Source organism: Haloparvum alkalitolerans (assembly GCF_055381565.1).
In genome coordinates this window covers 194,155-219,869 of record NZ_AP043938.1, presented here as the reverse complement: position 1 = coordinate 219,869, position 25,715 = coordinate 194,155, and the positions used below count along the sequence as shown (strand labels likewise).

The following is a 25,715-nucleotide window of genomic DNA, read 5'->3' as shown; positions in this document are numbered from 1 at the left end:
GCGAACGGCAACGCCTTTCACCCGACCGCGTCAAGCGAGGGCGAGCGATGGACGACCGCACGCGCGAGTACCTCCGGGGCCGGTTCCGCGACTACTACCGGAGCGTCTCGCCCTCGCCGCCCCCGGACGCCCACGAGCGGGAGTGGGGCCACATCCCGTGGACCACCGGCACGGGGACGACGATGGTGCGCCACCAGTCGATGCTGGATCTGGGCGACCTGGGCGCCTTCTTCGCCGAGACCGCGCCCAGACACGCCTACTTCTCGGCGGCCCGCTACGACGACCCCGGCGCCTCGACGATGGGCGGGAAGGGCTGGCGCTCGGCGGACCTCGTCTTCGACCTCGACGCCGACCACCTGCCCGGCGTCGACCCCGCGGAGACGACCTACGCCGAGATGCTCGCGGCGTGTAAGGACGCGCTCGGACGCCTGCTGGAGTTCCTGGAGGACGACTTCGCGTTCGAGGACCTGGAGATCGTCTTCTCGGGCGGGCGGGGGTACCACGTCCACGTCCGCGACCCGGAAGTGCTGGACCTGGACAGCGATGCGCGCCGCGAAATCGTCGACTACGTCCGGGCGATCGACCTCGACACCGAGAACCTCGTACACACGGTGTCGGCCGACGGGACCACCCGTCGCGTCCTCCGCAGCGAGGGCGGATGGGGCAAGCGCGTCCACGAGGCGCTCGTCGACTACGCCGAGGAGCTTCGCGGGATGGACGACGACGCCGCGATGGAGAAGCTCCAGGAGCTCGACGGCATCGGCGAGGGGCGCGCGACGACCATCCTCGGCGCGTTCCGGCAGAACCCCGAGGCGCTGGAGCAGGGGAACCTCGAGGCGGGCGGGCCGGGCGTCCGCCGGCTCGCGGAGGCGCTGACCGCGCGGGTGACCGCCACCGAGACGGCCCCCATCGACGAGCCGGTGACGACCGACACGCGGCGGCTCATCCGACTCCCGGGAACCCTCCACGGCGGGAGCGCCCTTCGCGTCACGCGGATCGACCGGGGGGATCTGGCCGACTTCGATCCCCTCGTCGACGCGGTGCCGGAGCGGTTCGAGGGCCGCGAGATCGCCGTCGAGTGCGACGCGGAGCGCGAGGTCGTCCTCGGCGGCGATACATTCATGGTGCAGCCGGGACGAAACACGCTCCCGGAGTACGCGGGCCTGTTTCTGATGGCCCGCGGCGACGCGCGCAAGATACCCGAATCGTGACCACACCACAGCCCCCCGCATGAACCTCGACGAACTCCGCTCCGTACAGGCGAAGGAACGGCGGAAGGACAGCCTCCAGCACCTGCGGGACGACTTCTACGACGAGGTCGCCTCCTACGTCGCGGACCTGCGCGCGGCCCGCGACCGCCGCGCGGAGTCCGTCGAGAACCCCTTCTCGGACGACGACGTGCGCCGGATGTCCGACGAGGTCGAGACCGCCGAGGAGGTCGCGGAGGCGCTCTACGAGCGACGCGTCGGCAAGGTCGTCAAGCTCGCCTCCTTCGCGGCCGCGGACATGCCCGTCGAGCGCGAGGGGATGACCAACCAGGAGCGCGAGCTGTTCGAGGACCTCGTCGGCCGCATCGAGGAGAACAAACGGAGCGTCCTCGACGTGCTGTCGGGCGAGACGGCGCCCTCGGCCGACGCGGTCGACGCGGCTCCCGACCCCGACGCCGCGCCGCGCACGGAGGGCGTCACCGAGGACGCGCCGACGCCGTCGGCCGACGACGACCCGGTTCCGCCCGCGGACCCCGCGACCGAGCGCTCCGCCGATGCTGACGGCGGCGCCGCGGACGAGGGCGGCGTCCTCGCGGACGCGATGGGCGCTGGCGGCGACGGCCCGTCCGCCTCGGACGAGCCGAGCGAGCCGACCGCGGGAACGAGCCCGGCCGAGCGGCCGAGCGCGGGCGCCGGGTCCGCCGACGCCGACGCGGACGGCGACGGCCGCACGCCCGTGGCCCCCGACCCCGCGCCGCCGGGCGCGCCCGGTGCGTCCGAGTCCGACGACGGCGGGAGAGAGGAGGCGGCCACCACCGACGCGGCGGCCGCTCCCGAGGAGGCCGAACCGCCTGAGACGCCCTCTATCGGCGAGATCGACGACCGGACGACAGTACGGATCACCGCCGACGTGGGAGAGATACTCGGCGTCGACGAGCGGGAGTACGACCTCGCCGCCGAGGACGTGGTGACGCTCCCCGCCGCGAACGCGGAACCGCTGATCCAGCGCGACGCCGCCGAGCGGATCGACTGAGGGGGCGCCTTTCGCGGTGACCACGGCGGCCGCGAGCGGAACGGCTTTCCCGGTCGCGCCCGCGCGTTCGACCATGCTCGACGTCGGCACCGACGCACCCGAGTTCTCGCTCCCCGACCAGCGCGGCGAGACGGTCTCGCTCGACGACTTCGACGGGGAGTACGTGGTCGTCTACTTCTACCCCCGCGCGGACACCCCCGGCTGTACGACCGAGGCCTGCAGTTTCCGCGACAACTGGGACGCGTTCGCGGACGCGGGCGTCTCAGTCGTGGGGGTCAGCGACGACCCCGTGGACGACCTCGACGCGTTCGCCGCGGAGTACGACCTCCCGTTCCCGCTGCTGTCCGACGAGGACGGTGAGGTGGCCGCAGCCTACGACTCCTACGGCGAGAAGAACATGTTCGGAAACACCTTCGACGGCGTGTTCCGGAACACGTACGTCGTCGGCCCGGACGGCGACGTGGTCCTCGCCTACGAGGGGGTCGATCCCGAGGAACACGCCGAGGAGATCCTCTCGGACGTGCGAGAACTCTGAGCGCCGCGACTCGCGACCGGTCGGGGCTTCCCCGCTACAGTCCCTCTTCGCGCTCCTGTGAGAGCAGCACCACCATCGAGAGCCCCGAGACCAGCAGCAGGATCAGCGACGGCACCGCGGCGTACTGGAAGTAGGCCGCCGCTTGCGCCCGCCAGATCTGGGTGACGATGGTCTCGAAACCCGTGGGGCGGAGTATCAGCGTCGCGGGCAGTTCCTTCATCGTCGTCAGGAACACGAGCGCGGCCCCCGCCGTCACGCCGGGCGCTATCAGTCGCAGCGTGACGCGACGGAAGGCGCCGCCGGGCGACTCGCCGAGCGTGCGGGCCGCCTCCACGAGCGTCGGGTCGACGCCGAGCGTCGCGGTGCGGATCGAGCCGAGCGCCTGCGGCATGAACCGGACGACGTACGCGAACACCAGGAGCGGGACCGTCTGGTAGAGCCACGGCGCGTAGCCGGCGCCGAAGTAGACCAGCGCGAGCGCGAGCACGACGCCCGGGACGGCGAACCCGAGGTACGTGACCCGCTCGAAGAGGTCCGTGAGCCGGGTTCGATGTCTCGCGGCGACGTACGCGACCGGGAGCGCGAGCGCCGCGGCGACGATGGCCGCCGCGAACGAGACGGTGACGGAGTTGAGCGCGAAGCTCCACTCGAACGCCAGCGAGGGGCGCGAACGACCGCCCGACCGGACGACCCACAGCAGCAGGATCCAGACCGGGACCACGAGCGCGAGCCCCGCCACGCTCGCGGGCAACAGCGTCGCCGGCCACCGGAACCGCCCGAGGCTCACCGTCCCCCGGTCGGTCGACGCGGAGCCGTCGCCCTGGACGGTCTCGTCGGGGCGGATCCGGCGCTCCAACGCGAGCACCACCAGCACGACCGCGAGCAGTTCTAAGGAGAGCAGGGCGGCGTAGTCCGCGCCGAAGGAGTTGTACTCGACGTAGATCTGTCGCGTGAACACCGCCAGCCGCATGATCGACGGCGTCCCGAAGTCGGAGACGGCGTACAGCGCCGCCAGCAGCGCGCCGGCCAGCACCGCGGGCCTGATGTGCGGCAGGGTGACGCGGCGGAACGCGCCCAACTGGCCGTGGTTCAGCGTGCGGGCCGCCTCGACGAGCGAGGTGTCGAGCGAGAGCAGCGACGCCCGTGTCGTGAGGAAGACGTACGGATACGTGTACAGCGTGATCACGAGCACCGCCCCCGGGAGCCCGTAGATCTCCGGCAGACGCTCGACTCCGAGCGGGGACAGGATCTCGTGGAACTCCCCCCGGGGACCGAACGCGGAGACGAACGAGAAGGCACCGACGTAGCTCGGCACGACGAGCGGCAGCGCGACCAGCACCGTCCAGAACCGGCGGAACGGCAGGTCGGTACGCACCGTCAGGAACGCCAGCGGCACGCCGATCAGCACCGAGAACGCAGTCACGCCCGCCATCAGCAGGAGGCTGTTGAACAGCACCTCCAGCCCGCCCGACTGGAACAGGAGTTCGCGCGCGCGGTCCGGATTCACCTTCGCGGCCTCGACGAACAGCCACGTCAGCGGGAACACCATCGCGGCCGCGATGGCTCCCGCCAGCAACGTGAGTCCAACCGACCGAAGCGATCGGGACCGGCTCATCGACTCCCCGTTCGGCGAGCGGACACTTGAGTGACGCCATTCGCCCACGCAGCCGGCCTCGTTCTCCGCACGAGCGGTCGTTCCACACCGATCCACATAAGTTTAGGTTCACCTAAGACGGCCCATGGAGCTGACGAGACGGGACGCCGCGGCCGCGCTCGCGGCGCTCGGGGTGGGCGGTGCGGCGGCCGCGGGCGTCCGCGAGTGGCGTCGCGGATCGACGCGCGACGGGTCGGGGGGCGGGGGGTCGTCGGGCGACGCGCTCGCGTCCGACGTCGCGGTCCGGGACGCCCTCGTCGCCGTCGCCGAGGTCGTCTATCCGAGCGAGGTCGAGGGCATCGCGGCGTTCGTGGAGTCGTTCCTGTCGGGCAGGCTCCTCGACCCCGAACGCGCTGCCGATGCGACCGCGTTCGAGCGGGAACACGATGCCGGCGTCCGCGAGACGGTCGCGACGCTGAACGACCTCGCGGTCTCGTGGTACGACGCTCCCGTCGCGGAGCTCTCCCCCGACGACCGCGACCGCCTGCTCCGGGAGGTCGGCGCCGACACGGCCGAGGCGGCCCCGGACGGCACCGACGCCGAGCGCGTCCGCTACTACGTCGTCAACGAGCTGCTGCTGGCGCTGTACGCCTCGCCGACCGGCGGCGAGCTCGTCGGCATCGAGAACCCGCAGGGCCACCCCGGCGGGACGGACAGCTACCAGCGGGGGCCGGCGCGATGAGCGGCGCGGACGGCGGCACGGACGGCGGCGCGCAGGGCGATCCGACCCCCGACCGCACGCCGGTCGAGAACGCGGACATCTGCGTCGTCGGCGCGGGGCCCGCGGGGGCGCTGGTCGCCGACCGACTGGCGGGGCGGGGCCACGAGGTCGTGGTACTCGACGCCGGGCCGCGGTTCGACCCCTCCACGCGGCGCCGCAGACAGGAGATGGCGATCAGGCCTGCCTACGACCGACCGGACGTGTGGGACGGCGACCCCGAGCGCGACGCCCACTCGGCCTCCGGCGAGTGGTTCTACCCGCTGAACCACGCCCGCGTGAAGGGCGTCGGCGGCTCGACGCTCCACTGGCAGGGGATGGTGATGCGGCTCCACGAGGACGACTTCGCATCGGCGACCGAGCGCGGCGTCGGGGTCGACTGGCCCATCGACTACGCGGACCTCCGTCCCTACTACGCCGAGGCCGAGGCCGAACTGGGCGTCGCAGGGGCCTCCGACAACCCCTACGCGCCGCCGCGCGAGGAGCCGCACCCCATGCCCGCCTTCGAGCCCTCCTACAGCGATTCGCTGTTCGCGGAGGCCTGCGAGGAACTGGGCATCGACATGCACTCGGTGCCGAACGCGCGCAACTCCGAGTCCTACGACGGCCGGAGCCAGTGTGTCGGGTACGGCACCTGCCAGCCGGTCTGTCCTTCCGGGGCGAAGTACGACGCGACGGTCCACATCGAGCGGGCCGAGGAGAAGGGAGCGACGGTCATCGACCGCGCGCCCGTGGAGTACCTCCACCACGACGCCGACCGGGTCACGGCGGCCGAATACGCCACGCCGGACGGCGACCGCCACAGACAGGACGCCGACGCGTTCGTGCTCGCTGCCGGCGGGGTCGAAATCCCGCGGCTCCTCCTGCTCTCGGAGTCCGAGACGTATCCCGGCGGACTGGCCAACTCCAGCGGCGCGGTCGGGAAGTTCTTCATGGACCACCTGTTCGCGGGGATGGGCGGAACGCTCGACGAGCCGACGCGACAGAACCACGTCGGCTTCCTGACCAGCGAGAGCCACCAGTTCTACGACGAGGCCGACGCGGAGGTCGGGCCGTTCAAGCTGGAGTTCTTCAACTACGCCGGTCCCTCGCCGGTGGAGATGGCGCTCTCCGGCGGGGACTGGGGCGACGACCTGCTGGACCGGCTGCGAGACGGGTACGGCACCCACATCGCGATGGGGGGGCTGGTCGAGCAGCTTCCGCGCGAGGACAGCTACGTCGCGCTCGACCCCGACAGGACCGACGACCGCGGCAATCCGGTGCCGGACGTCCACTGGAACGTCGGCGACCGCGCGCTCCGGACGCTCGAACGCGCTAACGAGGTCCAGCGGTCGGTGCTCGAGGAGCTCGGCGCGGAGATCGAGTGGAGCGTCGGTCCCGACAACACCGGCCCCGCGTACCACCACATGGGCACGACCCGAATGGGAACCGACCCGACCGAGAGCGTGGTCGATCCTGACCTCCGCACGCACGACCTCGGCAACTGCTGGATCGCCTCCAGCAGCGTCTTCCCCACCGCCGGCGCGATGAACCCGACGCTCACCATCGCGGCGCTCGCGCTGCGGGCCGCGGACGCGGTCGACGCGGCGCTTTGAGGGCGAGGAATCGCGGCCGACCGTTGTTTTAGGCAAACCTAAAAACATAAGTCCCCCCGGTCGCAACGAGCAGGTAATGAGTCAGGTACACGCGGGCGCGGACCCCGCCGAGCGACCCGATTCCGGTTATGACGAGTCGACGACCCAGCACGCGGCCGACGACGCGGAACCGGCCGCGGACGAGGCGACCGGCGAGAACGTCGCGACCGCGGAGGACGCCGCGGACGCGTACACCTTCGACGACCTCGCGGTCGTGATGGGCACCTACAACGAGGAGGCCGCCATCGGGACGGTGCTGGAGGACATCGAGCGCGTCACGGACGGCCGCGCGGAGGTCGTCTGCGTGGACGGTTCCTCGGACCGGACGCCGGAGATCGCCCGCGAACACGGCGCGACCGTCGTCGAGCAGGAGCCGCAGGGGTACGGCGTCGCGGTCCGCGAGGCCGTCCTGACGCCGGACCGGCCGGTCGTCGTCACGACCGACTGCGACGATACCTACCCGATGGAGAAGCTCCCCGAGTTCCTCGAGTTGATCAACGAGGGCTACGACGTGGTCAGCGGCGACCGCCTCTACCACGGCGCGGAGACGATGCCCGGGTTCAACCGCTTCGGCAACAAGGCGTTCGCGGCCATCGCGAGCGTCCTGATGACCGAGCGCGTCCACGACACCACCACGGGGATGCGCGCGTACCGCCGCGAACTGCTCCACGACATCGAGTGGACCGAGAACACCGGTCTCTCCGCCGAGCTCCTGATCCGGCCGCTGATGCGCGGCTACGAGATCCGCGAGGAGCCGATCCCCTACGGCGAGCGCGCCGGCGAGACGAAGCTCGACCCCATCGAGGGCGGTGCCGCCATCGCGAAGTCCATCGTGAAGGTCTGTCTGCAGGAGCGGTTCCGGTAGTCGTCTCGGGACGCAGTCTCGCGAAGAGGTGGGGTCTTCGACCCCGCGGCCGCGATCGGCGACTTTTGCTTCGGTTTCCGTCCCACCGTCGGAAGGAGGGTTTTCTGTCCTGCTGTCAGAGATGGATCTTCCGTCCTGCTGTTAGCGACCGCTCCGACCGCTCCGCCGGCTACCTCTCGGAGTCGCCCGCGGTCGCGGAGACGTTCGTCTCGAACGAGACGCCCGAGGGGTGTTCCTCGGGGTGGTCCGGGAGGTACGTCCCGCGGTTGTCACAGGCGTCGACCAGCGGGCAGACGGACCGCTCCGGGGGCCAGACGACCTCTACGCGGTCGCCGTCCGTTCTGACCGTCACCTCCTGTCGGTAGGTGAGCGTCGATCCGTCGAACCCCGTCAGCCGGACGAGGACCAGCAGCTCGTCCGTCTCCGCGACCGGGACCGCGGCGTCCGTCGCGTTCCCGTCGCCGCCCGCGGTGGTCCCCGCCCCGGGCCCCGCCGTCGGACCGGTCAGGCGCACCGTCGCCTCGTCGACCGACCACGCGACGGTCAGGTTTCCGCCCGGCTCGACCCGGCCGGCGTCGACCGGCGCGCTCACGTAGTCGCCCGCCTCGTTCTCTAGGCGGACGGTCGCGCGCTCGACGCCCGCGGGGACGCCGACCGTCGTCTCGGCGTCGAGCCGCTCCCCGCTCCGCACGTCCAGCCGCTCCAGCTTCGGCGTGACGTGCTGGTTCGGGTCGCCGGTCCACTGCCCCTGGTAGGCGTAGCGGTAGCTCGTTCTGTTCGGGAACGCGTCGAGGACGGCGAAGTCGCTCTCCGGGTCGCGGTCGAGCGCGTACACCGCGTCGCCGTCGAGCGTCCCGTCGTTCCGGAGGTACTGGAAGGGGTGGTTGAGCCAGTCGCCGTACGGCGTCGGAAGGAGCACGAGGGAGTCCTCGAAATCGGTCGCCTCGACCGGTTCGTACGCCCGGTCGTGCTTCTCGGTGTAGGCGGCGTTGCGCTCGACCGGTCCGTCCAGCACCGCCGCGTTCGCGGCGCCCGCGACGAGCACCCCCGAGAGCGCGAGCGCGACGAGGAGCGCGCGGACCGCGGTCGCGCGCTCGGGGCCGCCGTACTCGGCCAGCAGCCCGCGGGCGCGCCGCCATCCGGTGACCGCGCCGACCGCCGCGAAGATCGACAGCGGGACGAGCAGGTCGAAGTGGTAGAAGGGCCCGAACTGCGCGACGATGCCGTCCGTCGGGTCGGTGGCGTCCGCGAGCAGGTTGTGCGTCCCCCAGAAGAACAGGTTGCCGACCGGCACGGTCGCCAGCAGGCCGGCGACGAGAACGCCGGGCAGGCGCTCGCGAGCGGGAACGGCCCCGGCGCTCCAGCGACGAACCGCGACCGCGAGCCCGGCGACCGCGGCGGCGGTTCCGAGGAGCCCCGCCGTGAACCACCGGGAGATCAGGTACCAGAGCCCGTAGGCGTTCGTCTCCAGCGCGAGCGCGGGCGTATACGTCTCGGAGTGTCCGAGGATCTCGCGGTAGCCGAACCCGGGCCCGTCCAGCGGCGCGAACGCCTGATACGGGAACGTGAGCGGGTCGCCGGTCAGGTGAGCGTTGTACGCCAGCGTGACGCCGACGAACAGCAGCCCGAGCGCCGCGGTGTGGAGCTGGCGAACGACCGCCTCGCCGGGCGGCCACGCACCCGCAGTTCGCGCCGCCGACGCCACCGTCCACAGCGCGTGTGCGATGAACGGCGCCGCGAACAGCACCGCGGTGAACGGGCGAGCGAAGAAGGCCAGCCCGACGGCGACGCCCGCGAACGTCGCGTAGACGCGGCTCTCGCGACGCGTTGCGCGGACGTACGCGACCGCGAACAGCAGGTTCAGAAACGTGGTGGGGGCGTAGGGGAGGAACACGGACCCCGTCAACAGCGCCATCGGCGCGGCGGCGAAGACGGCGGCGGCGACGACGCCCACGCGCCGGTCGAACCCGGCCGACGCCAGCGCGTAGATGCAGGCGGCGTTGCCGGCACTCACCGCGGCGAGCGTGACGCGCGGCTCGTCGAACAGCGCTATCGAGACCGCGTACATCGCGGACGGCACCGGCGAGTACTTCGGGTAGAGCCGACCGCCGTCCTGCACGAAGAACCAGGGATGGACTGCGCCCGCGATCTCGCCCGCGAACAGCTGGAGCTGTCCGTCGAGCAACAGCCCCGCCTGTTGGAGGTACACCGCCTCGTCGTGGTTGCTGGAGTGATACGGGAACAGTCCCGTCGCGGTCAGAAAGGTCACGACGCCCGCCGCGAGCACGACGAGGGCGGCCGCGACCCGGACGCGAGTCGCGGGGTCCTCGCGAAGCCGCGTCCGGGCGCACGTCGCCGTGCGCGCGAGCGTCGTGCGGTCGACCACGGCCTCAGATGTCGATGCCGGCGTCGCGCATCAGGTCGACCGTCGCCTGGAGGTCGGACAGCTGCGCGAGGTCGATGTTCGGCACGTCGAGCTCGTCGATGCTCGGGAGGTCGCCGACCGGCGGGACGCCCTCCACGAGGGGGTACTCGAAGGTGCGGACCGCGAAGTAGTCCTGCGCCTCCGTCGACAGCAGGTGGCGGATGAAGTTCTCCGCGAGCGTCGGGTCGCTCGCCTGGTCGACGACCGCCGCGCCGGCGACGTTGAACACCGCGCCGGCGTCGCCCTCGGTGAACGTCGTGGCGATCGGCGGGTCCTCGCGTCCCTCGATGACGCGCTGGATGTAGTAGTGGTTCGTGAACCCGGCGTCGATCTCGCCGTCAGCGACGGCCTGCGATACGACGAACTCGTCGGGATACGACTCGATCCCCGCCTCCTGAATCGCGTTGAGCCACTCGCGGGTGGCCTCCTCGCCCTCGATGATCCGCATCGCGGTCACGAACGCCTGACAGGACCCGTAGGAGGGGGCCCAGCCGAGCTGGGCGTCGAGATCCGGGAACTCCATGACGCTGTCGGGAAGGTCACCCTCCGACAGCGCGTTGGTGTTGTACGGCACCGAGCGCGCGCGGCCCGACGTGCCGATCCACTGATCCGTGTGGAACTCCTCGCGCACGAGCCCGAGCAGGTCGTCGGAGAGCGCGGCCGTCCGTCCCTCGTCCGCGAGCGCGCCGAGAGCCCCCGCGTTCACCGAGTAGAACACGTCCGCGGGCGTCCCCTCGCCCTCGTTGACGATCTGGTTGACGAGGTCCGTGGCGCCGCCGTAGCGTATCTCCAGCGAGAAGTCGTCGTACAGCGACTCGATGTAGCTCACCAGCTGGCCGACGAGGAACTCGCCGCGGCCGGAGTAGACCGTCAGCTCCCCCTCCAGATCCGGCATCTCGGACATCGGCGTCCCGCCGAGTTCGCCGCGTTCGCGACCGTAGCCGAGCGATTCGAGGTCGTCGGTCCCGCTCCCCCCTTCGGTTCCGGGACCCTCGGTACCGCCGTCACCATCGCCGTCGCCGGTACAGCCCGCCAGTCCCGCGAGCCCCGCGGCCGCCGTGCCGCCGAGGAACGCTCGTCGGTCAACCGGTGCGTCGCCGAGCCGCGTCCGTCGGTCGTCTTCGGTCATGGGTTTAGGTTTGCCTAAAACAACTTATAGCCGTCGGATCAGGCCGCCGCCGACTCGGTCGCCTCGACGTCCGCGAGCGCGTCGAGGCAGTCGAGCCAGTCGTGCATGTGCTCGCCGACGTGGTTGAAGAACGCGCCGTTGCGGTACTCGTCGAACTCGCCCTCGACAAGGCGGTCGGCCATCGCCGCGAAGACGGTCGCGTAGTCGTCCGGCGTCGCGGCCGCGGGGTCGTCCGGCAGTCCCGCCGGCTCCACGTCGTCGACGAGCTCCCAGAGGTGCTCGTTGAGTTCGAGGCCCGCGACCTCGTTGTGGAGGTCGTCGAACGTCGAGCGGGGCGCCTTGTTGTGTTCACAGAGCGGCGCGCCGTTGTACACCTGCTTGCCGAGGAGATCCGCGGCGCGCTTCAGGAAGACGCCGCTCCAGATGTCGTCGAACCGCCCCACGTCCCACTCGTTGTCGTCCATCGGGAGCTGGTAGAAGGCCGGGATCACCTCGCGCTCGAACGCGAGGTTCATCGAGCAGACGGTGAGGTAGTTGTCGGGCGCGGCGACGAAGTCGTCCTCGAAGTCGTCCCGGCTCGTCCGCGTCTGGGCCTGTCCCTGCAGGTCGCCGTCCATCAGGATGCGGACCGCGTCGAGGTCCGGGACGTTGGTCCAGAGCCCCTGCGAGGCGACCACGTCGGTCACGTCCTCGGTGTCGGTCTCGACCGCCTCGTCCATCGCGGAGTAGGGGTAGCCGCGGGGGTAGAGGCCGTGCTCGTCGGCGTTCTCGTGGAGCACGTTCACCCACTGCTTGTCCGAGGAGACGGACTTGACCTCCCCCTCGAACGCGAGGTTCTCCATGTGGGTGCCGAAGAAGTCGTCCTCCGGGTGCGGGAGGGTGTCGTCGTCGATGAAGAAGCCGTAGTCGAACCGGTCGTGCGCCCACATGTACAGCAGGCCGAAGCTCGTCTCGGCGTGGCTGGCCGCGGGGACGACGTGGCCGTACTCCGCGACGCCGTGCGCCTCGTACCACTCCTCGCGGCGCGAGCCGTCGAAGACCTCGCCGGAGACGCCCTCCTCGTCGAGCATCGCGCGCATCTCGTCGGTCTCACAGAAGTCCTCGGTGACGAGGACGACGTGGAGCCGCGAGAGGTCGAACCCGTGGTCGCGAGCGTTCTCGAAGTACGCCCGCATGCACTCGTACTCTCGGATCGTCGGGACGATAACGCAGATGTCCTCGCTCATCGCTTGTCCGGTCGTGTGTTTAGGCTGGCCTAAAGGGTACCGATTCGGCTCGCCGACCGAACGGGAGCGGTCGGGCGGCGGTCGCCGTCAGAACCAGCCCACGACCGCCGTCAGAACCAGCCCACGACCGCCGTCAGAACCAGCCCACGACCGCCGTCAGAACCAGCCCACGACCGCCGTCAGAACCAGCCCACGACCGCCGTCAGAACCAGCCCACGACCGCCGTCAGAACCAGCCCACGACCGCCGTCAGAACCAGCCCGCGACCGCCGCCTTGACCCGGGGTATCTCCCGGCGGATCGCCGCCCGCTTCAGCAGACCGAAGCCGGCGACGATGACGACGAAGCCGGTCGCCGTGTAGACGGTCACCGGCTCGTCCAGAAGCACCGCGCCGGCGACCGTCGCGACCACGGGGACGACGTAGGAGACGAGGTTGACCTGGAACGCGCCGACCCGCTCCAGCAGTGCGAAGTAGAAGCTGTACGCGACCGCCGACGAGAGCAGTCCCAGGAACGCCAGCGCGAGCAGCGGCAGGGGCTCCGCGACCGGCGCCATCTGTCGCTCGCCGAGTCCGAGGCTGAACCCGTGGATCAGCAGGCCGCCGAGCAGCATCGCCCACGCGGTCAGCGCGACGCTCGGGATCGACGGGGAGACGGTTCGGATCCCCACCGCGCCGATCGAGACCGCCACCACGCCGATCAGGATGAGCCCGACGCCGACCGTCACTCCGCCCGTGAGGTTCGCCGGGTCGGGCTGGGCGACCAGCGCGACGCCGACGAACGCCAGTACGACGCCGACGTAGCCGCGGGCGTCGAGCCCGGAGTCGCCGAGCCAGGTCGCGGCCGCCGCCGCGGTGGCGATGGGGACCAGGCTGTACACGACGGCGGCGATGCCGCTCGTGGTGTACTGCTGGCCCACGAACAGCAGCGAGTTGTTGGCCGCCACCGAGAGCCCGCCGCTGAACCCGATCGCCACGAAGTCGGCGCGCGTCCGCGGAAGCGGGGCGTCCTGCGTGACGAGCACGTAGCTCACGAGCGCCAGCGCCGCCAGGTCGAAGCGGTAGGCGGCGAACAGGACGGGCGGGTAGAACGCCAGCCCGACCTCGATGGCGACGAACGACCCGCCCCACAGAAGCGCCACCGCCAGGAACAGGACGGCGTCGCGATAGCGTGACACGGCGGAGTCAGTAGCCTCGGCTGATGAGGTAGTCCGCGATGTCTTCCAGCAGGCTCCGCGCCTCGTTGTCCGGCAACACCGAGAGGTGGTCCTTCGAGCGCGCGGTGAGGTCCTCGGCCGTCTCGCGGGCGTAGTCGATGGAGCCGACCTCCTCCAGCGCCGCGACCGCCTCGTCGACCTCCGCCTCGGTGACTTCCGCGGGCGTCTCCGCGTCCACGAGGTCGTCGACGTCGACGCCCTGTTGGCGCGCGTGGAGGGTGATCAGCGTCTCCTTGTCCTCGACGAGGTCGGAGCCGCGCTGTTTGCCGAGCTGTTCGGAGGGGACCGTGAGGTCCAACACGTCGTCCTGGATCTGGAACGCGCAGCCGGAGTCGATCCCGTAGCGGTAGAGTGCGTCGACGACCTCCTCGCCGGCGCCAGTCAGGATCCCGGCGGTCGCGGCCGCGGCGCCGTACAGCACCGCGGTCTTCAGTTCGACCATCTCGAGGTACTCGTCGGGCAGGATGTCGTCGCGCTCCTCGAAGGCGACGTCGAGCGCCTGTCCCTCGCAGATCTTCGTGCAGGTCGACGCGAGCGTTCGCATCGCCTCCAGCCCCGCCGCGGGGTCGGCGCCCGTCTCCGTCATGATCTCGAACGCCTTCGAGTAGAGCGTGTCGCCGGCGAGGATCGCCGTCGACACGTCGTACTGCTCGTGGACCGCCGGCACGCCGCGCCGGAGGTCGTCCTCGTCCATGATGTCGTCGTGGATCAGGGTGAACGACTGGATCACCTCGATGGAGACCGCGGCGCGCATCAGGTCGAACGCGTCTGCCTCGCCCAGCGCCGGGAACTCCCGGTACGGCGTCGAGAGGGGCGGCACGTCCGTGACCGCCTCGGCCGCGATCAGCGTCACCGTGGGGCGGAGCCGCTTGCCGCCCGCCTCGAGGATGTAGCGGGACGCCTCGTAGAGGCGCTCCGGCTCGGCCATCGGCAGCTCGTCGTCGATCGCGTCGTTGACCAGCTCCCGGCGCTGGCCGATCGCGTCGAGCACCCGTTCTTCGGTCGCTTGGTTCGTCATTCGACCAGCTGGATGGTGTTGCCGTTTCGCGTGACGTGGAGGTCACGGCCCAGCTCGTACCCCTGCGAGTCGGCCAGGTCCACGTACGGGGAGAAGCCCTTCATGTTCTGGTGGGCCGGGATGACGTGTTGCGGCTGCAGCGTCCGCAGCATCTCGTAGTGGCCCTCCTCGCTGAGGTGGCCGGAGACGTGGATGTCGTCGAAGATGCGGGCGCCCTGCATGCGCAGCAGCGTCTCGGCCTGGTAGCGTTGCCCCTCGTTCGTCGGCTCGGGAATGACGCTGGCGCTGAAGATCACCTTGTCGCCGTCGTCGAACTCGTAGGGGGTCTCCCCGCGAGCCATCCGGGTGAGCATCGCGCGCGGCTCTCCCTGATGGCCCGTCACGATGGGGAGGTACTGGTCTTTGCCCTCCTCCATGATCCGCTTGAACGTGCGGTCGACGGACTTCCGGTGGCCGTACATGCCCAGGTCTCCCGGGAAGTTCACGAAGTCGAGGCGCTCGGCGGTGCCGGCGTACTGCTCCATCGACCGCCCGAGCAGCACCGGCTCGCGGCCCATCTCGCGGGCGAACTCGACGAGCGACTTCACGCGGGCGACGTGCGAGGAGAACGTCGTCGCGACGATGCCGCCGTCGTAGTCGGCGACGCTCGTCATCACGTCGTGGAGGTGGTCGCGCGCGACCGACTCGGAGGGCGTTCGCCCCTTCTGGCCGGCGTTGGTACAGTCCTCGATGTAGCAGAGGACGCCCTCGCCCTCGCGGCCGATCTCCGCGAACCGGTCCATGTCGATCGGGTCGCCCAGCACCGGGTCGTGGTCCAGGCGCTTGTCGAGCCCGTAGACGACCGCGCCCTCGGGCGTGTGGAGAACCGGGTTGATGGCGTCGATGATGGAGTGGGCGACGTTGACGAACTCCAGGTCCAGCGCGCCGGAGTCGCCGATCGGCATCGTCTCACCGGCCTCCATCTTCACCAGCTCGTTGCCCACGTCGAACTTGCTCTCGCCCTGGATCTGCTGTTTGACCAGCTCGATCGTGAACGGGGTCGCGACGATGGGCGCGTCGTAGCGGTGGGCGAGCTTCGGGATCGCCGCGATGTGGTCGAGGTGCCCGTGCGTCGGCACGATGGCCCGGACGTCGCCCTCGAGTTCGGACATCACCCGGTCGTCCGGGATGGCGCCCATGTCGATCAGGTCGAGACTGTGCATGCTCTCGGTCTCCACGTCGTCGTGGATCAGGACCTTGCTCAGGTTCAGGCCCATGTCGAAGATGACGATGTCCTCGCCCGCACGGACGGCCGTCATCTGTCGACCGACTTCCTCGTAACCGCCGATTGTCGCGATCTCGATTTCCATAGTTGTCCTGTGTGGACCGCCGCGGTGCGGCGATACCGGTCACTGAAACGCGGGTCGGTTGGGGCCGACGACCCCGGCGTGTGACAGCGCGTCGGCGAGGCCCCGCTACGGTCGAGCCGACTCGGCTCACCGTGTCCCGCGGGATGTGGTGATTCGGGCTACACGCCCGCTCGGTAAAAACTGTATGGGTCGGCGGTTTCACACGGATCGCCGGGAGACGCAGTGAACTCCATTTCTGTGTCTGTCGCGGATCCTGCTGATCGGGACAGCAACGCTCAGAACACCCCAGCCCGCTGCCCCTTTCATCCCCGCCTCGCACCGCGACCGTACCGCAGCCTCACGCCTCCCCAGCCTCGGCCGCGGGCCCGGCGCGGACCCGCAACGCAGCGCGGGACAAACCGCGTCTCGCTGGCCTCCGGCGTGCAGTGGCGCGCCGGAAATCGGAGATTTCCGAGCCGCCGTTCGCTCCGCACCGCGCTCACGGCGACGCCGGAGACACCGCATCGCGCCGGGCCCGCGACCTCCCTCGCGCGTTTCTCGCGCGCCGACCGCACCACATCCGCACCCGGACCGCACCGCACCACATCCGCACCCGGACCGCACCACATCCGCTACTGCACCGCTTCACGACCGCCCCCTCTTCGGACCGCGACGCTCGTTTTCGGTCCTCGTCTTCCCTACGTCCTCCTCAACCGCGACCTGACGCCGCCGGTCCCGACATTTTTAATAGTACGACGAATCGCGGTGTACATCATGAGTGGTCGACCCCTCGACGTGCTCGAAGCGTCGCTCGACGACGCGGTGACGGTTCACCTCAAGGACGGCACGACGTACTACGGAATCCTCGCCGGCTACGACCAGCACATGAACGTGGTCATCGAGCCGGAGGAGGCGGCCGAGGAACGCTTCGACGTCGACGAGGAGTTCGCCGTCGCGGTCGAAGACACAACGATTATACGCGGCGATAACGTCGTCACCATCAAAGCATGACCGGAGCCGGAACGCCCTCTCAGGGGAAGAAGAACAAGACGGTCCACGTGAAGTGCCGCCGCTGTGGCGAAGCATCCTACCACCTCAAGAAGGAGCGCTGCTCCTCTTGCGGGTTCGGCAAGTCGGCGAAGCGTCGCTCCTACAGCTGGCAGTCGAAGTCCGGCGACAACTGACGCGATTCTCCGCTGACCCGTTCTCTCCGCTCCCGAGCGACGGCGCTTTTGAGAACTCCCGTCCGGAACCGCCGGCTCTCAGACCCGCGACAGGCTCTCAGACCCGCGACAAGAACTCCGAGAGCGCCGCGTTGAACGCGGCCGGCTGCTCCAGCATCACGAGGTGGGCCGCGTCCTCGATCAGCGCGCGCTCGCAGCGCGGCATCTCGTCGGCGAGGTAGTCGTGGTACCGCGGCGGCGTGAGCCCGTCGTACTCGCCGACGACCGCGAGCGCCGGCACACCGATCTCCCCGAGCCGGTCGCGCACGTCGAACCGGTGGCAGGTGCGGAAGTCCCGCTCGGCGGTCGCGCGGCCGCACTCGCGCATCGCCGCCTCGGAGAGCTCGACGTACTCCTCGGGCGCGTCGTGGAACAGCCGGTCCTCGCCGTGGAGGAACGCGACCGCGCGGTCGAAGTCCTCGGCGAGCCAGTCGAGCAGGTCCTGTAACACGGCGAGTTTCGCGCCCGTGCCCGCGAGCACCAGTCCGTCGAGCGAGAGGTCGCGCTCCAGCGCGACCCACAGCGCGACCGCGCCGCCCAGCGAGTTCCCGCAGACCACCGACGCTCCCGTCTCCTCGGCGACCGCGACCACGTCGTCCGCGTACGCCGCGAGCGTCTCCGGGCCCGGTCGCGCGTCCACGTCCCCGCTTTCCCCGTGCCCGGACAGGTCGAGCGCCACTATCGGATGTTCGTCGGCCAACCGCGCCTGTGCCTTCCAGACGCCGTGGTTCCCGCCGCTCCCGTGCACGCAGAGGACGCCCGGCCCGTCCGCGTCGCGGTCCGAGACTCGGTAGGCCGTCTCGCGGCCGTGATGGGTGACCCGCTCCATGCGTCACACTCCGCGCGGCACCCTCAAAAATCCCGCACCGGATCACGGCCGGCGAACCACCCCCGCGACGCCGGCGTCGAGGCGAGGGCCGTCCGCGAATGCGTGCCCGAATCGCTACCCTACCGCTCAAACCCCTACACGTTCACGTCCGGCGATTCATTGGCGACAGGTTTATATACTCTCTCGGCTAACTTGGAGTTAGCACCAACATGAGACTCACACAATCTCAGGAGGGTGAAAGCCTCCTCCGTCGCTACGAGTACGACGACCGGCACGTCGTCGCCGCGGACGTGGGCGTCGACGACGACGCGGTCAGCGTCGACACCGTCGGCGACACCGCGATCGTCGTGATCGACCACGGCGACGGCGAGTCGGAGGCGGAACTCGACCTGCCCGGACCGGCCACGACGGTCGCGGTGACCAACGGCGTCCTCACCATCGAGGTGGAGAAATGAAGCTCACGGTCAAGCCGCTGAAGCAGAAGGACGCCGGCCGACGCCTCGCCGCGATCGACCGCGTCGCCGCAGACGAACTCGACCTCTCGGGCGGCGACTTCGTCCGCATCGAGGGGCAGTCGGGCAGCGCCATCGCCCGCGTCTGGCCGGGGTATCCCGAAGACGACGGCACCGGCGTGGTCCGCATCGACGGTCGTCTCCGCCAGGAGGCCAACGTCGGCATCGACGACCGCGTCGAGCTCGAGAAGGTCGACGTCAAGCCCGCCGACAGCGTCACCGTGGCGCTCCCCCAGCGGCTCGGCATCCGCGGGAACATCGAGGCGCTGATCCGCCGCGAGCTCGGCGGCCAGCCCGTCACGCCCGGCCAGAACGTCCAGCTCCCGCTGGGCTTCGGCTTCATGGGCGGCCAGTCGCAGGCGGTCCCGCTGAAGATCGCCGACACCAGCCCGTCGGGGACGGTCGTCGTCACCGACAGCACCGAGATCCACGTCTCCGAACAGCCCGCCGAGGAGATCGTCGAGCAGGCCGGTAGCGGCGCCGGCGCCGGCGGCGACGGCTCGCCCGACGTGGCCTACGAGGACATCGGCGGCCTCGACGAGGAGCTCGAGCAGGTCCGCGAGATGATCGAGCTGCCGATGCGGCACCCCGAGCTGTTCAAGCGGCTCGGCATCGAGCCGCCGAAGGGCGTCCTCCTCCACGGCCCGCCGGGCACCGGGAAGACGCTGATCGCGAAGGCCGTCGCCAACGAGATCGACGCCAGCTTCCACACGATCTCCGGGCCGGAGATCATGTCGAAGTACTACGGCGAGTCCGAGGAGCAGCTCCGCGACGTGTTCGAGGAGGCCTCCGAGGAGGCGCCCGCCGTCATCTTCATGGACGAGCTGGACTCCATCGCGCCCAAGCGCGAGGAGGCCGGCGGCGACGTGGAGCGGCGCGTCGTGGCCCAGCTCCTCTCGCTGATGGACGGGCTGGAGGCCCGCGGCCAGGTCGTCGTCATCGGCGCGACCAACCGCGTCGACGCCATCGACCCCGCGCTCCGGCGCGGCGGCCGCTTCGACCGCGAGATCGAGGTGGGCGTCCCGGACCGCGACGGCCGCAAGGAGATCCTGCAGGTCCACACGCGGAACATGCCGCTGACGGACGGGATCGACCTCGACGAGTACGCCGAGAACACCCACGGCTTCGTCGGCGCCGACCTCGAGTCGCTGGCCAAGGAGTCCGCGATGCACGCGCTGCGGCGGATCCGCCCCAACCTCGACCTTGAGAGCGACGAGATCGAGGCCGAGGTGCTCGAGTCCATCCAGGTCACCGAGAACGACTTCAAGGAGGCGCTGAAGGGCATCGAACCCTCCGCGCTGCGTGAGGTCTTCGTCGAGGTGCCCGACGTGACGTGGGCCGACGTGGGCGGGCTCGAGGACACCAAGGAGCGACTCCGCGAGACCATCCAGTGGCCGCTGGAGTACCCCGAGGTGTTCGACCAGTTGGACATGGCCGCCGCGAAGGGCGTCCTGATGTACGGCCCGCCGGGCACGGGGAAGACCCTGCTCGCGAAGGCCGTGGCCAATGAGGCCGACTCCAACTTCATCTCGATCAAGGGGCCCGAGCTGCTGAACAAGTTCGTGGGCGAGTCCGAGAAGGGCGTCCGCGAGGTGTTCAGTAAGGCCCGCGAGAACGCTCCGACCGTGGTGTTCTTCGACGAGATCGACTCCATCGCCACCGAGCGCGGTCGCAACCAGAGCGACTCGGGCGTCTCCGAGCGCGTCGTCTCCCAGCTGCTGACGGAGCTCGACGGGCTGGAGTCGCTCGAGGACGTGGTCGTCATCGCGACGACCAACCGCCCGGACCTGATCGACTCCGCGCTGCTGCGCCCCGGCCGGCTGGACCGCCACGTCCACGTGCCGGTGCCCGACGAGGACGCGCGCCGGAAGATCCTCGACGTCCACACCCGGCACAAGCCGCTGGCCGACGACGTGGACCTCGACGAGATCGCCCGCCGCACGGAGAACTTCGTCGGCGCCGACCTCGAGGCGCTCGCCCGCGAGGCCGCGATGGCCGCCTCCCGCGAGTTCATCGGCTCCGTCTCGCCCGAGGACGTGGGCGAGTCGGTCGGCAACGTCCGCATCACGATGGACCACTTCGAGGCCGCCCTCGAGGAGGTCGTCCCCAGCGTCACGGAGGACGTCCGCGACCAGTACGAGGAGATCGAGAAGCGGTTCCAGCAGTCCGACATCGAGGAGGAGCCGGACGCCACTGCCGGGCCGGCGTTCCAATAGGACCTTTTTCTGGCGTCGGGTGAGCGCGGCGCAGGCGCCGCGCTCACCGCTCCTTGAAAAAGCTCCACCAAAAACCGCGCCGCGGTCGGCGCTCGGTCGCTTCGCTCCCTCGCGCCTCCGCAGTACAACGATCTCGACAGAAACAGCACCGCGACCGCCCGACAGAAACAGCACCGCGACCGCCCGACAGAAACAGCACCGCGACCGCCCGACAGAAACAGCACCGCGACCGCCCGACAGAAACAGCACCGCGACCGCCCGACAGAAACAGCACCGCGACCGCCCGACAGAAACAGCACCGCGACCGCCCGACAGAAACAGCACCGCGACCGCCCGACAGAAACAGCACCGCGACCGCCCGACAGAAACAGCACCGCGACCGCTACGGGCCTTTTCTGAATTTCGCGGCGCCGCGACTCCCTTATCTTGAACCGTTGCCGAACGGTCCGGGCGGAAGTCGCAGGTCGTCGAGGTCGGGGAGGTGCTTCACGTTGAAGACGACCTGCGTGCCGTCGACGGTGGGCGTTCCCTGACAGGAGAGCCGGAAGCCGCGGTCGACGAGGTCCTCCGTGAGGATGTGGTCGACGGGCATCGAGATGTCGCCCTTGATCACCGCGACCGCGCAGTTCGCGCACGCGCCGCCGCGACATGAGTACGGCCAGCGGTAGCCCTTCTCCATCGCCGCTTCAAGGAGCGACTGGTCGGGCTCGACCAGCACGCGACCGAAGTCCGAGGGCGGGAGATTCGCCTCGGCGGCGCGGTCGAACAGGTCGGGGTCCTCGAGGTCCCAGCCGTAGTCCTCGACCGCCTCGTAGTTCAGGAAGTCCACGCGCCGCGCCTGCGGTTCCGTGCGGACCGATACGTCATCGGGGTCGAACGCTCCCTCGCCGTTCTCCGTCCAGTCGTCGTCGGTGATGCGCTCGTAGGCCGTCCTGACGAGCTGGAACTCCTGCAGCGAGCCGCCGTGGTCCGGGTGGGTCTCCTTGACCGCCTCGCGGTAGGCGCGCTCCACCTCGCGGTCGTCGGCGTCCGACTCGATCCCCAGCACGTCGTAGGGCGACCCCATCAGCGTCCCGTAGTGGTCTCGCGTGTAAGAGCCTTCGTCCGGGTCCCGCTGCGTGGGACCGACGACGCGACGGCGGCGCCGCCGACACCCCTTCCCACCGCGCTCAGGGCCGCGTCTCGGCCACGCGCTCGATGGCCGCCGACAGCACCGCGATGCCGCGGTCGAGGTCCGCCTCGTTCACGTCGAACGTGGAGGTGTGGTGCCCGCCGGGGTGGTCGGTGCCGACGCCGACGTAGCAGGCGAGCCCGCCCTGCTGTTGCACGCGCTGCATCAGGAACGTCGCGTCCTCGCTGCCGCCCAGGTCGGCGCGCTCGACGAGGTTCGTCACGTCCGCGGCCTCCGGCGCGACCTCGCCCACGACGTCGACCAGCTCCTGGTCGCTTTCCGCGCTCGGCGCCTGTCCGAGCATCTCCACCTCGACCTCGCAGTCGTGCATCCCCGCGGCGTTGTCGAGGACGCGCTCGGCGTGCTCGTACATGTAGTCCGCCAGATCCGTCGTCTTTCCGCGGACCTCGCCCTCGACGAACGACTCCTCGGGGATGATGTTCGTCGCGGTGCCGCCGCCGACCATCCCCGCGTTCACCCGCGTCGGGCCGTCGGAGTGGCGCGGGATGGCGTAGAGGTTCTGGACCGCGCTCGCCATCGCCTGCACCGTGTTGCGACCGGCCTCCGGCTGGGCGCCGGCGTGGGCCGGCTCGCCGGTGAACTCCGCGAGGAAGTGCCGCACCGCGAGGAAGCCGTCGACGCCGCAGACGATCTCGCCGGAGGGGTGGTCGAGCCCGATGTGGACCGCGTAGAGGTAGTCCACGTCGTCGAGGTGGCCCGACTCCGCCATCGGCTTACCGCCGACGATCTGCTCCTCACCGGGCTGGAAGAACACCTTCAGCGTGCCCGAGAAGTCGGAGTCGAGCACCGCGTCGATGGTGCCGAGTCCCATCGTCGCGTGCGCGTCGTGCCCGCAGGCGTGCATGTGCCCCTCGTTCTCCGAGCGGAACCCCTCCGCGGCGGGGACGTGGTCCCCGTCCTCGGACTCGGTGATCGGGAGACCGTCGATGTCGACGCGGAGGCCGACCGTCGGCCCGGCGCCGCGCTCGACGACCGCGACGCAGCCGGTGTAGCCCCCCTCGAGCTGGTCGAGCACGTCCGGGTCCGCGCCGGCGTCGCGGGCGCGCTCGAACCACTCCGAGAGCGTCGCCTCGTCGGGGACGTTCAGCCGCTCCCCGCCGGCCAGCGCGTCGCGGCCGACGTGGAGCGCGTCGAGGTCGCGCTCGCGGAGCTCCTCGACGATGCGGGCGGTGGTGTAGAACTCGCACCACGCGGGCTCGGGGTGGCGGTGGAGGTCGCGGCGGAACTGGCTGTAGCGGTCGGTCTCCGTCTTGCTCATACGCCGAGGTGACGACGCGAGGACTTAAAAGGACGAACAGCGGCAGAGTCGTCCCGGATCCGAGGGACGCCCGCACCTCGAGGTGTCGCCCGCGACCGGCTCAGTCGCGGCGGTGCCCGAGCGGCTTCTTGCGGTCGATCTCGATCTCGACGTGGATGGAGTCGGGGAAGTCGCGGCTGGCGACCTCCGCGGCGATGTCGTCGGCGCCGTGGATCTCCATCGACCTGGCGTACACCGAGTAGTCCCACGAGGGGAACTGGTCGCCGGCGCCGAGCCGTTTGTACAGCGGCACGCGGAGCTCCTGGGGCGGCGAGGAGTGCGGGCCCTTGCACTCCGCGCCGCGGCGTTCGATCTCGTCGCGGAGCGCCGAGACGGTCTCCTCCAACACGTCTCGGTCCCCGGACTGGAACGCGAGTTTGGTTACGAAGGTCATGAGCGGGAGTTACCGACACGTGCGTTCCCGAGGGGTAAAAGCGCACCTACCCCCGACCCGCGTGCGAGCGTCCACCACGCGCTCGGCGTCGAAGCCGCGCCCGGGGTCGAACACACGACCGATCTCGAACCCCCGCAAACGACGGGACGCGAGTTACCTCGCCGCCCGACGGATCGCGGCCGAAGGTGGCAGTTCGTTCCGCGGTCCGACACCCTCTTTACATGGGGTCGCTTACCTTTCGCCAATGACGGTCGAAGCGACGAGCGCTGGAGCCATCCTCTTCCGCGACACCCGCGGCGAACGGGAGTACCTGCTCCTGAAGAGCCGTCCGGGGGACTGGGAGTTCCCCAAAGGCGGGGTCGAGGGGGACGAGGAGCTCCAGCAAACGGCGATCAGGGAGGTGCAGGAGGAGGCCGGAATCGAGGACTTCCGGCTCATCGACGGCTTCCGCAAGGAGTACGACTACGTGTTCGAGGCGAACGGCAAGACCATCCACAAGACGGTCCACCTGTTCGTCGCTCACTCCTTCGAGGCGAGCGCGGAGCTGTCGAAGGAACACCGCGACCTCCAGTGGCGCGACTACGAACAGGCGATCAACACGATCACGCAGGACGGCCCCCGCGAGATCCTCGAGGACGCCCACGAGTTCCTCGACGAGAAGAAGACCGAGTCGGACGGCGGCTACGTCTGACCGGCCGGGCCGTTCCACGAGGGGGGCCGGTCGGCTGTCGGTGGCGTCCCCCGACGACAAGGCTGAAATACGCTCTCTCCGAGGTACCCCTATGTCCGAGAGTCGCGACGACGTACTGGCCTCGCTGTTCCGTGATACGCGACGGAACGCCGCGATCGGCTGGATGATCGTCGCCCTCACGGTGTTGACGCTGGGCGAGTCGGTCGTCACGCTCGATTACCAGTGGACGCTGCTGTCGGCTGCGGTCCTCGCCGTAATGGTCCTGCCGCCGCTGGCGCGGCGCAACCGGTGGGTGATGCTGCCGTGGGAGCTCCTCCTTCTGGCCGCGATCCCGGTCGCGACCCGGGGCGCGCTCACGCCGACGGTCGAGTTGGGAACGTTCGCGACCTACCTGTCGCTGGCGGCGCTGGCGCTGCTCATCGTGGTCGAACTCGACATGTTCTCCCGAATGCGGGTGACCCACTGGTTCGCGGTCGCGCTCGTCGTGGTGACGACGCTCTCCTCGGTGGCGCTGTGGACCATCGTCCGCTGGAACCTCGACCGGACGATCGGGACGAGCTACCTCGCCGACAACGAGACGCTGATGGTCGAGTTCGCGTGGGTGACGGTCGCCGGACTGGCCGCCGGCGTCCTCTTCGACCTCTACTTCCGGCGGCGCGACAGGGTGCTCCGTCGCCGTCTCCAAACGGAGGAGGGGGTGGAGCTGTGATCGACCGGCTCCGCGGCCGGCTGCCGGGCGACACGCAGCGTCGCCTCACGCGCGCGATGCAGGGCGCCCTCGTCGTGCTGTTCGCGTGGGGGATCTGGGCTAACCAGCCGAAGGCGGTGACCAACTCGCTCGTCGGGCTGGGAGTGACGCTCGCACCGGCCGTCTTCGAGCGCAACTCGCGGGTGGCGCTCGACCCCTTCCTCACGCTGTGGCTCACGACGGCGGTGGTGCTACACACCCTCGGCTCGGCGGGGCTGTACGCCAGCCTCGGCTGGTGGGACCACCTCACGCACGCCGCGTCCGCGTCGTTCGTCGCCGCCATCGGATACATCGGCGTCCGCGCCATCGACGTGCACCACGAGGAGGTCCAACTCCCGACGCAGTTCTTCGCCGTCTTCGTCGTGCTCTTCGTGCTCGCGTTCGGCGTCGTCTGGGAGCTGTTCGAGTTCGCGCTCGACGTGATCTCCTTCCGGACCGGGATCCGGATGCCCCTCGCGCAGTTCGGACTGGACGACACCGTTCGCGACCTGATGTTCAACACCGCCGGCGCCGTGATCGTAGGGATCTGGGGACAGGCGTACCTCTACGGACTCGGCGAACGGCTCGTCGAGGCGCTTCGCGCCGCCGACTGAGCCGACCGCTTTTTCTCCGGGCGGCCGCTATCG

At 70.0% G+C, this 25,715-nt stretch carries 24 protein-coding genes; 13 read left to right on the top strand and 11 right to left on the bottom strand.

Translation table 11 applies throughout. The annotated features are described in order from the left end of the window. Nucleotides 1–47 precede the first annotated feature (47 nt). The 3 genes from priS to bcp all read left to right on the top strand — a co-directional run bounded on the left by priS (nucleotide 48) and on the right by bcp (nucleotide 2,776). Nucleotides 48–1,211: a DNA primase small subunit PriS gene (gene priS, locus ACZ432_RS03500; RefSeq protein WP_426963625.1), complete on the top strand. Its 1,164-nt coding sequence runs from the start codon at nucleotides 48–50 to the stop codon at nucleotides 1,209–1,211. A gap of 19 nt (nucleotides 1,212–1,230) precedes the next feature. Continuing rightward, nucleotides 1,231–2,241: a DNA replication complex subunit Gins51 gene (locus ACZ432_RS03495; protein WP_426963626.1), complete on the top strand. Its 1,011-nt coding sequence runs from the start codon at nucleotides 1,231–1,233 to the stop codon at nucleotides 2,239–2,241. 73 nt (nucleotides 2,242–2,314) lie between these two features. Next, nucleotides 2,315–2,776, top strand: a complete 462-nt coding sequence (gene bcp, locus ACZ432_RS03490) for a thioredoxin-dependent thiol peroxidase (protein ID WP_426963627.1) — start codon at nucleotides 2,315–2,317, stop codon at nucleotides 2,774–2,776. Between the two features lie 34 nt (nucleotides 2,777–2,810). Here the strand turns inward: bcp and ACZ432_RS03485 are convergent, their stop codons facing one another. Further along, nucleotides 2,811–4,391, bottom strand: a complete 1,581-nt coding sequence (locus tag ACZ432_RS03485) for an ABC transporter permease (protein WP_426963628.1) — start codon at nucleotides 4,389–4,391, stop codon at nucleotides 2,811–2,813. Nucleotides 4,392–4,515: 124 nt separating this feature from the next. Here ACZ432_RS03485 and ACZ432_RS03480 point away from each other — a divergent pair, with 124 nt between their 5' ends. The 3 genes from ACZ432_RS03480 to ACZ432_RS03470 all read left to right on the top strand — a co-directional run bounded on the left by ACZ432_RS03480 (nucleotide 4,516) and on the right by ACZ432_RS03470 (nucleotide 7,647). Beyond that, entirely contained in the window at nucleotides 4,516–5,112 is a 597-nt protein-coding gene (locus tag ACZ432_RS03480; protein ID WP_426963629.1) for a gluconate 2-dehydrogenase subunit 3 family protein, read from the top strand. Next, nucleotides 5,109–6,743 (top strand): GMC family oxidoreductase, encoded by a 1,635-nt coding sequence (locus tag ACZ432_RS03475; protein WP_426963631.1) that lies wholly within the window; start codon nucleotides 5,109–5,111, stop codon nucleotides 6,741–6,743. The genes ACZ432_RS03480 and ACZ432_RS03475 overlap by 4 nt, the downstream gene beginning before the upstream one ends. A gap of 256 nt (nucleotides 6,744–6,999) precedes the next feature. After that, nucleotides 7,000–7,647, top strand: coding sequence for a dolichyl-phosphate hexose transferase (locus ACZ432_RS03470; protein ID WP_426963642.1), 648 nt, complete (start codon nucleotides 7,000–7,002; stop codon nucleotides 7,645–7,647). 169 nt (nucleotides 7,648–7,816) lie between these two features. Here ACZ432_RS03470 and ACZ432_RS03465 read toward each other — a convergent pair whose 3' ends face one another. From ACZ432_RS03465 to ACZ432_RS03440, 6 genes are all read right to left on the bottom strand, one after another. Then, a complete protein-coding gene (locus ACZ432_RS03465) occupies nucleotides 7,817–10,033 on the bottom strand; it encodes an ArnT family glycosyltransferase (RefSeq protein WP_426963633.1) in 2,217 nt (738 codons plus the stop codon). Nucleotides 10,034–10,037: 4 nt separating this feature from the next. Next, entirely contained in the window at nucleotides 10,038–11,201 is a 1,164-nt protein-coding gene (locus ACZ432_RS03460) for an extracellular solute-binding protein (RefSeq protein WP_426963634.1), read from the bottom strand. Nucleotides 11,202–11,239: 38 nt separating this feature from the next. Continuing rightward, a complete protein-coding gene (locus ACZ432_RS03455) occupies nucleotides 11,240–12,427 on the bottom strand; it encodes an alpha-1 4-glucan-protein synthase (protein ID WP_426963635.1) in 1,188 nt (395 codons plus the stop codon). A 248-nt stretch (nucleotides 12,428–12,675) separates the two neighbouring features. Then, entirely contained in the window at nucleotides 12,676–13,602 is a 927-nt protein-coding gene (locus ACZ432_RS03450) for a DMT family transporter (protein ID WP_426963636.1), read from the bottom strand. Between the two features lie 7 nt (nucleotides 13,603–13,609). Further along, a complete protein-coding gene (idsA3, locus tag ACZ432_RS03445; protein ID WP_426963637.1) occupies nucleotides 13,610–14,659 on the bottom strand; it encodes a geranylfarnesyl diphosphate synthase in 1,050 nt (349 codons plus the stop codon). After that, on the bottom strand, nucleotides 14,656–16,008 hold the full coding sequence (locus ACZ432_RS03440; protein WP_426963638.1) for an RNase J family beta-CASP ribonuclease: 1,353 nt from the start codon (nucleotides 16,006–16,008) through the stop codon (nucleotides 14,656–14,658). The genes idsA3 and ACZ432_RS03440 overlap by 4 nt, the downstream gene beginning before the upstream one ends. A gap of 753 nt (nucleotides 16,009–16,761) precedes the next feature. On the opposite strand from ACZ432_RS03440, the gene ACZ432_RS03435 reads away from it, so the two are divergent. Continuing rightward, a complete protein-coding gene (locus tag ACZ432_RS03435; RefSeq protein ID WP_058366912.1) occupies nucleotides 16,762–16,998 on the top strand; it encodes an LSM domain-containing protein in 237 nt (78 codons plus the stop codon). After that, the gene (locus tag ACZ432_RS03430) at nucleotides 16,995–17,171 is read left to right on the top strand and encodes a 50S ribosomal protein L37e (RefSeq protein WP_080508449.1); all 177 of its coding nucleotides are present in this window, start codon (nucleotides 16,995–16,997) and stop codon (nucleotides 17,169–17,171) included. The genes ACZ432_RS03435 and ACZ432_RS03430 overlap by 4 nt, the downstream gene beginning before the upstream one ends. Nucleotides 17,172–17,268: 97 nt before the next feature. Here the strand turns inward: ACZ432_RS03430 and ACZ432_RS03425 are convergent, their stop codons facing one another. Continuing rightward, nucleotides 17,269–18,039 (bottom strand): alpha/beta fold hydrolase, encoded by a 771-nt coding sequence (locus ACZ432_RS03425; RefSeq protein ID WP_426963639.1) that lies wholly within the window; start codon nucleotides 18,037–18,039, stop codon nucleotides 17,269–17,271. A 209-nt stretch (nucleotides 18,040–18,248) separates the two neighbouring features. Here ACZ432_RS03425 and ACZ432_RS03420 point away from each other — a divergent pair, with 209 nt between their 5' ends. After that, nucleotides 18,249–18,494: an Hsp20/alpha crystallin family protein gene (locus ACZ432_RS03420; RefSeq protein ID WP_426963640.1), complete on the top strand. Its 246-nt coding sequence runs from the start codon at nucleotides 18,249–18,251 to the stop codon at nucleotides 18,492–18,494. After that, nucleotides 18,491–20,767 carry a CDC48 family AAA ATPase gene (locus tag ACZ432_RS03415; protein ID WP_426963641.1) on the top strand — a complete coding sequence of 759 codons (2,277 nt, stop codon included), beginning with the start codon at nucleotides 18,491–18,493 and terminating at the stop codon, nucleotides 20,765–20,767. Before ACZ432_RS03420 ends, ACZ432_RS03415 begins: the two co-directional genes overlap by 4 nt. 421 nt (nucleotides 20,768–21,188) lie before the next feature. Here the strand turns inward: ACZ432_RS03415 and fer are convergent, their stop codons facing one another. The 3 genes from fer to ACZ432_RS03400 form a co-directional block, all read right to left on the bottom strand. Then, nucleotides 21,189–21,833 carry a ferredoxin Fer gene (gene fer, locus ACZ432_RS03410; RefSeq protein WP_426963643.1) on the bottom strand — a complete coding sequence of 215 codons (645 nt, stop codon included), beginning with the start codon at nucleotides 21,831–21,833 and terminating at the stop codon, nucleotides 21,189–21,191. A gap of 103 nt (nucleotides 21,834–21,936) precedes the next feature. After that, on the bottom strand, nucleotides 21,937–23,217 hold the full coding sequence (locus ACZ432_RS03405) for an amidohydrolase (RefSeq protein WP_426963644.1): 1,281 nt from the start codon (nucleotides 23,215–23,217) through the stop codon (nucleotides 21,937–21,939). A 100-nt stretch (nucleotides 23,218–23,317) separates the two neighbouring features. Further along, nucleotides 23,318–23,650, bottom strand: coding sequence for an uS10/mL48 family ribosomal protein (locus ACZ432_RS03400; RefSeq protein WP_058366918.1), 333 nt, complete (start codon nucleotides 23,648–23,650; stop codon nucleotides 23,318–23,320). A gap of 244 nt (nucleotides 23,651–23,894) precedes the next feature. Between ACZ432_RS03400 and ACZ432_RS03395 the strand changes: the two genes are divergently transcribed. The 3 genes from ACZ432_RS03395 to ACZ432_RS03385 all read left to right on the top strand — a co-directional run bounded on the left by ACZ432_RS03395 (nucleotide 23,895) and on the right by ACZ432_RS03385 (nucleotide 25,682). After that, nucleotides 23,895–24,341 carry a bis(5'-nucleosyl)-tetraphosphatase gene (locus ACZ432_RS03395; protein ID WP_426963645.1) on the top strand — a complete coding sequence of 149 codons (447 nt, stop codon included), beginning with the start codon at nucleotides 23,895–23,897 and terminating at the stop codon, nucleotides 24,339–24,341. A 91-nt stretch (nucleotides 24,342–24,432) separates the two neighbouring features. Continuing rightward, entirely contained in the window at nucleotides 24,433–25,050 is a 618-nt protein-coding gene (locus ACZ432_RS03390; RefSeq protein WP_426963646.1) for a hypothetical protein, read from the top strand. 56 nt (nucleotides 25,051–25,106) lie between these two features. After that, complete coding sequence (locus ACZ432_RS03385) at nucleotides 25,107–25,682, top strand: DUF2238 domain-containing protein (RefSeq protein ID WP_426963684.1); 576 nt, start codon at nucleotides 25,107–25,109, stop codon at nucleotides 25,680–25,682. The last annotated feature ends 33 nt before the right edge of the window (nucleotides 25,683–25,715 follow it).

Coding starts and splice junctions, on each gene's coding strand:
- ACZ432_RS03390 (WP_426963646.1), top strand. CDS start 24,433: ATGTCCGAGAGTCGCGACGACGTACTGGCCTCGCTGTTCCGTGATACG.
- priS (WP_426963625.1), top strand. CDS start 48: ATGGACGACCGCACGCGCGAGTACCTCCGGGGCCGGTTCCGCGACTAC.
- ACZ432_RS03400 (WP_058366918.1), bottom strand. CDS start 23,650: ATGACCTTCGTAACCAAACTCGCGTTCCAGTCCGGGGACCGAGACGTG.
- ACZ432_RS03470 (WP_426963642.1), top strand. CDS start 7,000: ATGGGCACCTACAACGAGGAGGCCGCCATCGGGACGGTGCTGGAGGAC.
- ACZ432_RS03425 (WP_426963639.1), bottom strand. CDS start 18,039: ATGGAGCGGGTCACCCATCACGGCCGCGAGACGGCCTACCGAGTCTCG.
- ACZ432_RS03385 (WP_426963684.1), top strand. CDS start 25,107: ATGCAGGGCGCCCTCGTCGTGCTGTTCGCGTGGGGGATCTGGGCTAAC.
- bcp (WP_426963627.1), top strand. CDS start 2,315: ATGCTCGACGTCGGCACCGACGCACCCGAGTTCTCGCTCCCCGACCAG.
- ACZ432_RS03485 (WP_426963628.1), bottom strand. CDS start 4,391: ATGAGCCGGTCCCGATCGCTTCGGTCGGTTGGACTCACGTTGCTGGCG.
- ACZ432_RS03405 (WP_426963644.1), bottom strand. CDS start 23,217: ATGAGCAAGACGGAGACCGACCGCTACAGCCAGTTCCGCCGCGACCTC.
- ACZ432_RS03415 (WP_426963641.1), top strand. CDS start 18,491: ATGAAGCTCACGGTCAAGCCGCTGAAGCAGAAGGACGCCGGCCGACGC.
- ACZ432_RS03460 (WP_426963634.1), bottom strand. CDS start 11,201: ATGACCGAAGACGACCGACGGACGCGGCTCGGCGACGCACCGGTTGAC.
- idsA3 (WP_426963637.1), bottom strand. CDS start 14,659: ATGACGAACCAAGCGACCGAAGAACGGGTGCTCGACGCGATCGGCCAG.
- ACZ432_RS03435 (WP_058366912.1), top strand. CDS start 16,762: ATGAGTGGTCGACCCCTCGACGTGCTCGAAGCGTCGCTCGACGACGCG.
- ACZ432_RS03440 (WP_426963638.1), bottom strand. CDS start 16,008: ATGGAAATCGAGATCGCGACAATCGGCGGTTACGAGGAAGTCGGTCGA.
- ACZ432_RS03395 (WP_426963645.1), top strand. CDS start 23,895: ATGACGGTCGAAGCGACGAGCGCTGGAGCCATCCTCTTCCGCGACACC.
- ACZ432_RS03455 (WP_426963635.1), bottom strand. CDS start 12,427: ATGAGCGAGGACATCTGCGTTATCGTCCCGACGATCCGAGAGTACGAG.
- ACZ432_RS03480 (WP_426963629.1), top strand. CDS start 4,516: ATGGAGCTGACGAGACGGGACGCCGCGGCCGCGCTCGCGGCGCTCGGG.
- ACZ432_RS03430 (WP_080508449.1), top strand. CDS start 16,995: ATGACCGGAGCCGGAACGCCCTCTCAGGGGAAGAAGAACAAGACGGTC.
- ACZ432_RS03420 (WP_426963640.1), top strand. CDS start 18,249: ATGAGACTCACACAATCTCAGGAGGGTGAAAGCCTCCTCCGTCGCTAC.
- fer (WP_426963643.1), bottom strand. CDS start 21,833: ATGGGGTCGCCCTACGACGTGCTGGGGATCGAGTCGGACGCCGACGAC.
- ACZ432_RS03495 (WP_426963626.1), top strand. CDS start 1,231: ATGAACCTCGACGAACTCCGCTCCGTACAGGCGAAGGAACGGCGGAAG.
- ACZ432_RS03475 (WP_426963631.1), top strand. CDS start 5,109: ATGAGCGGCGCGGACGGCGGCACGGACGGCGGCGCGCAGGGCGATCCG.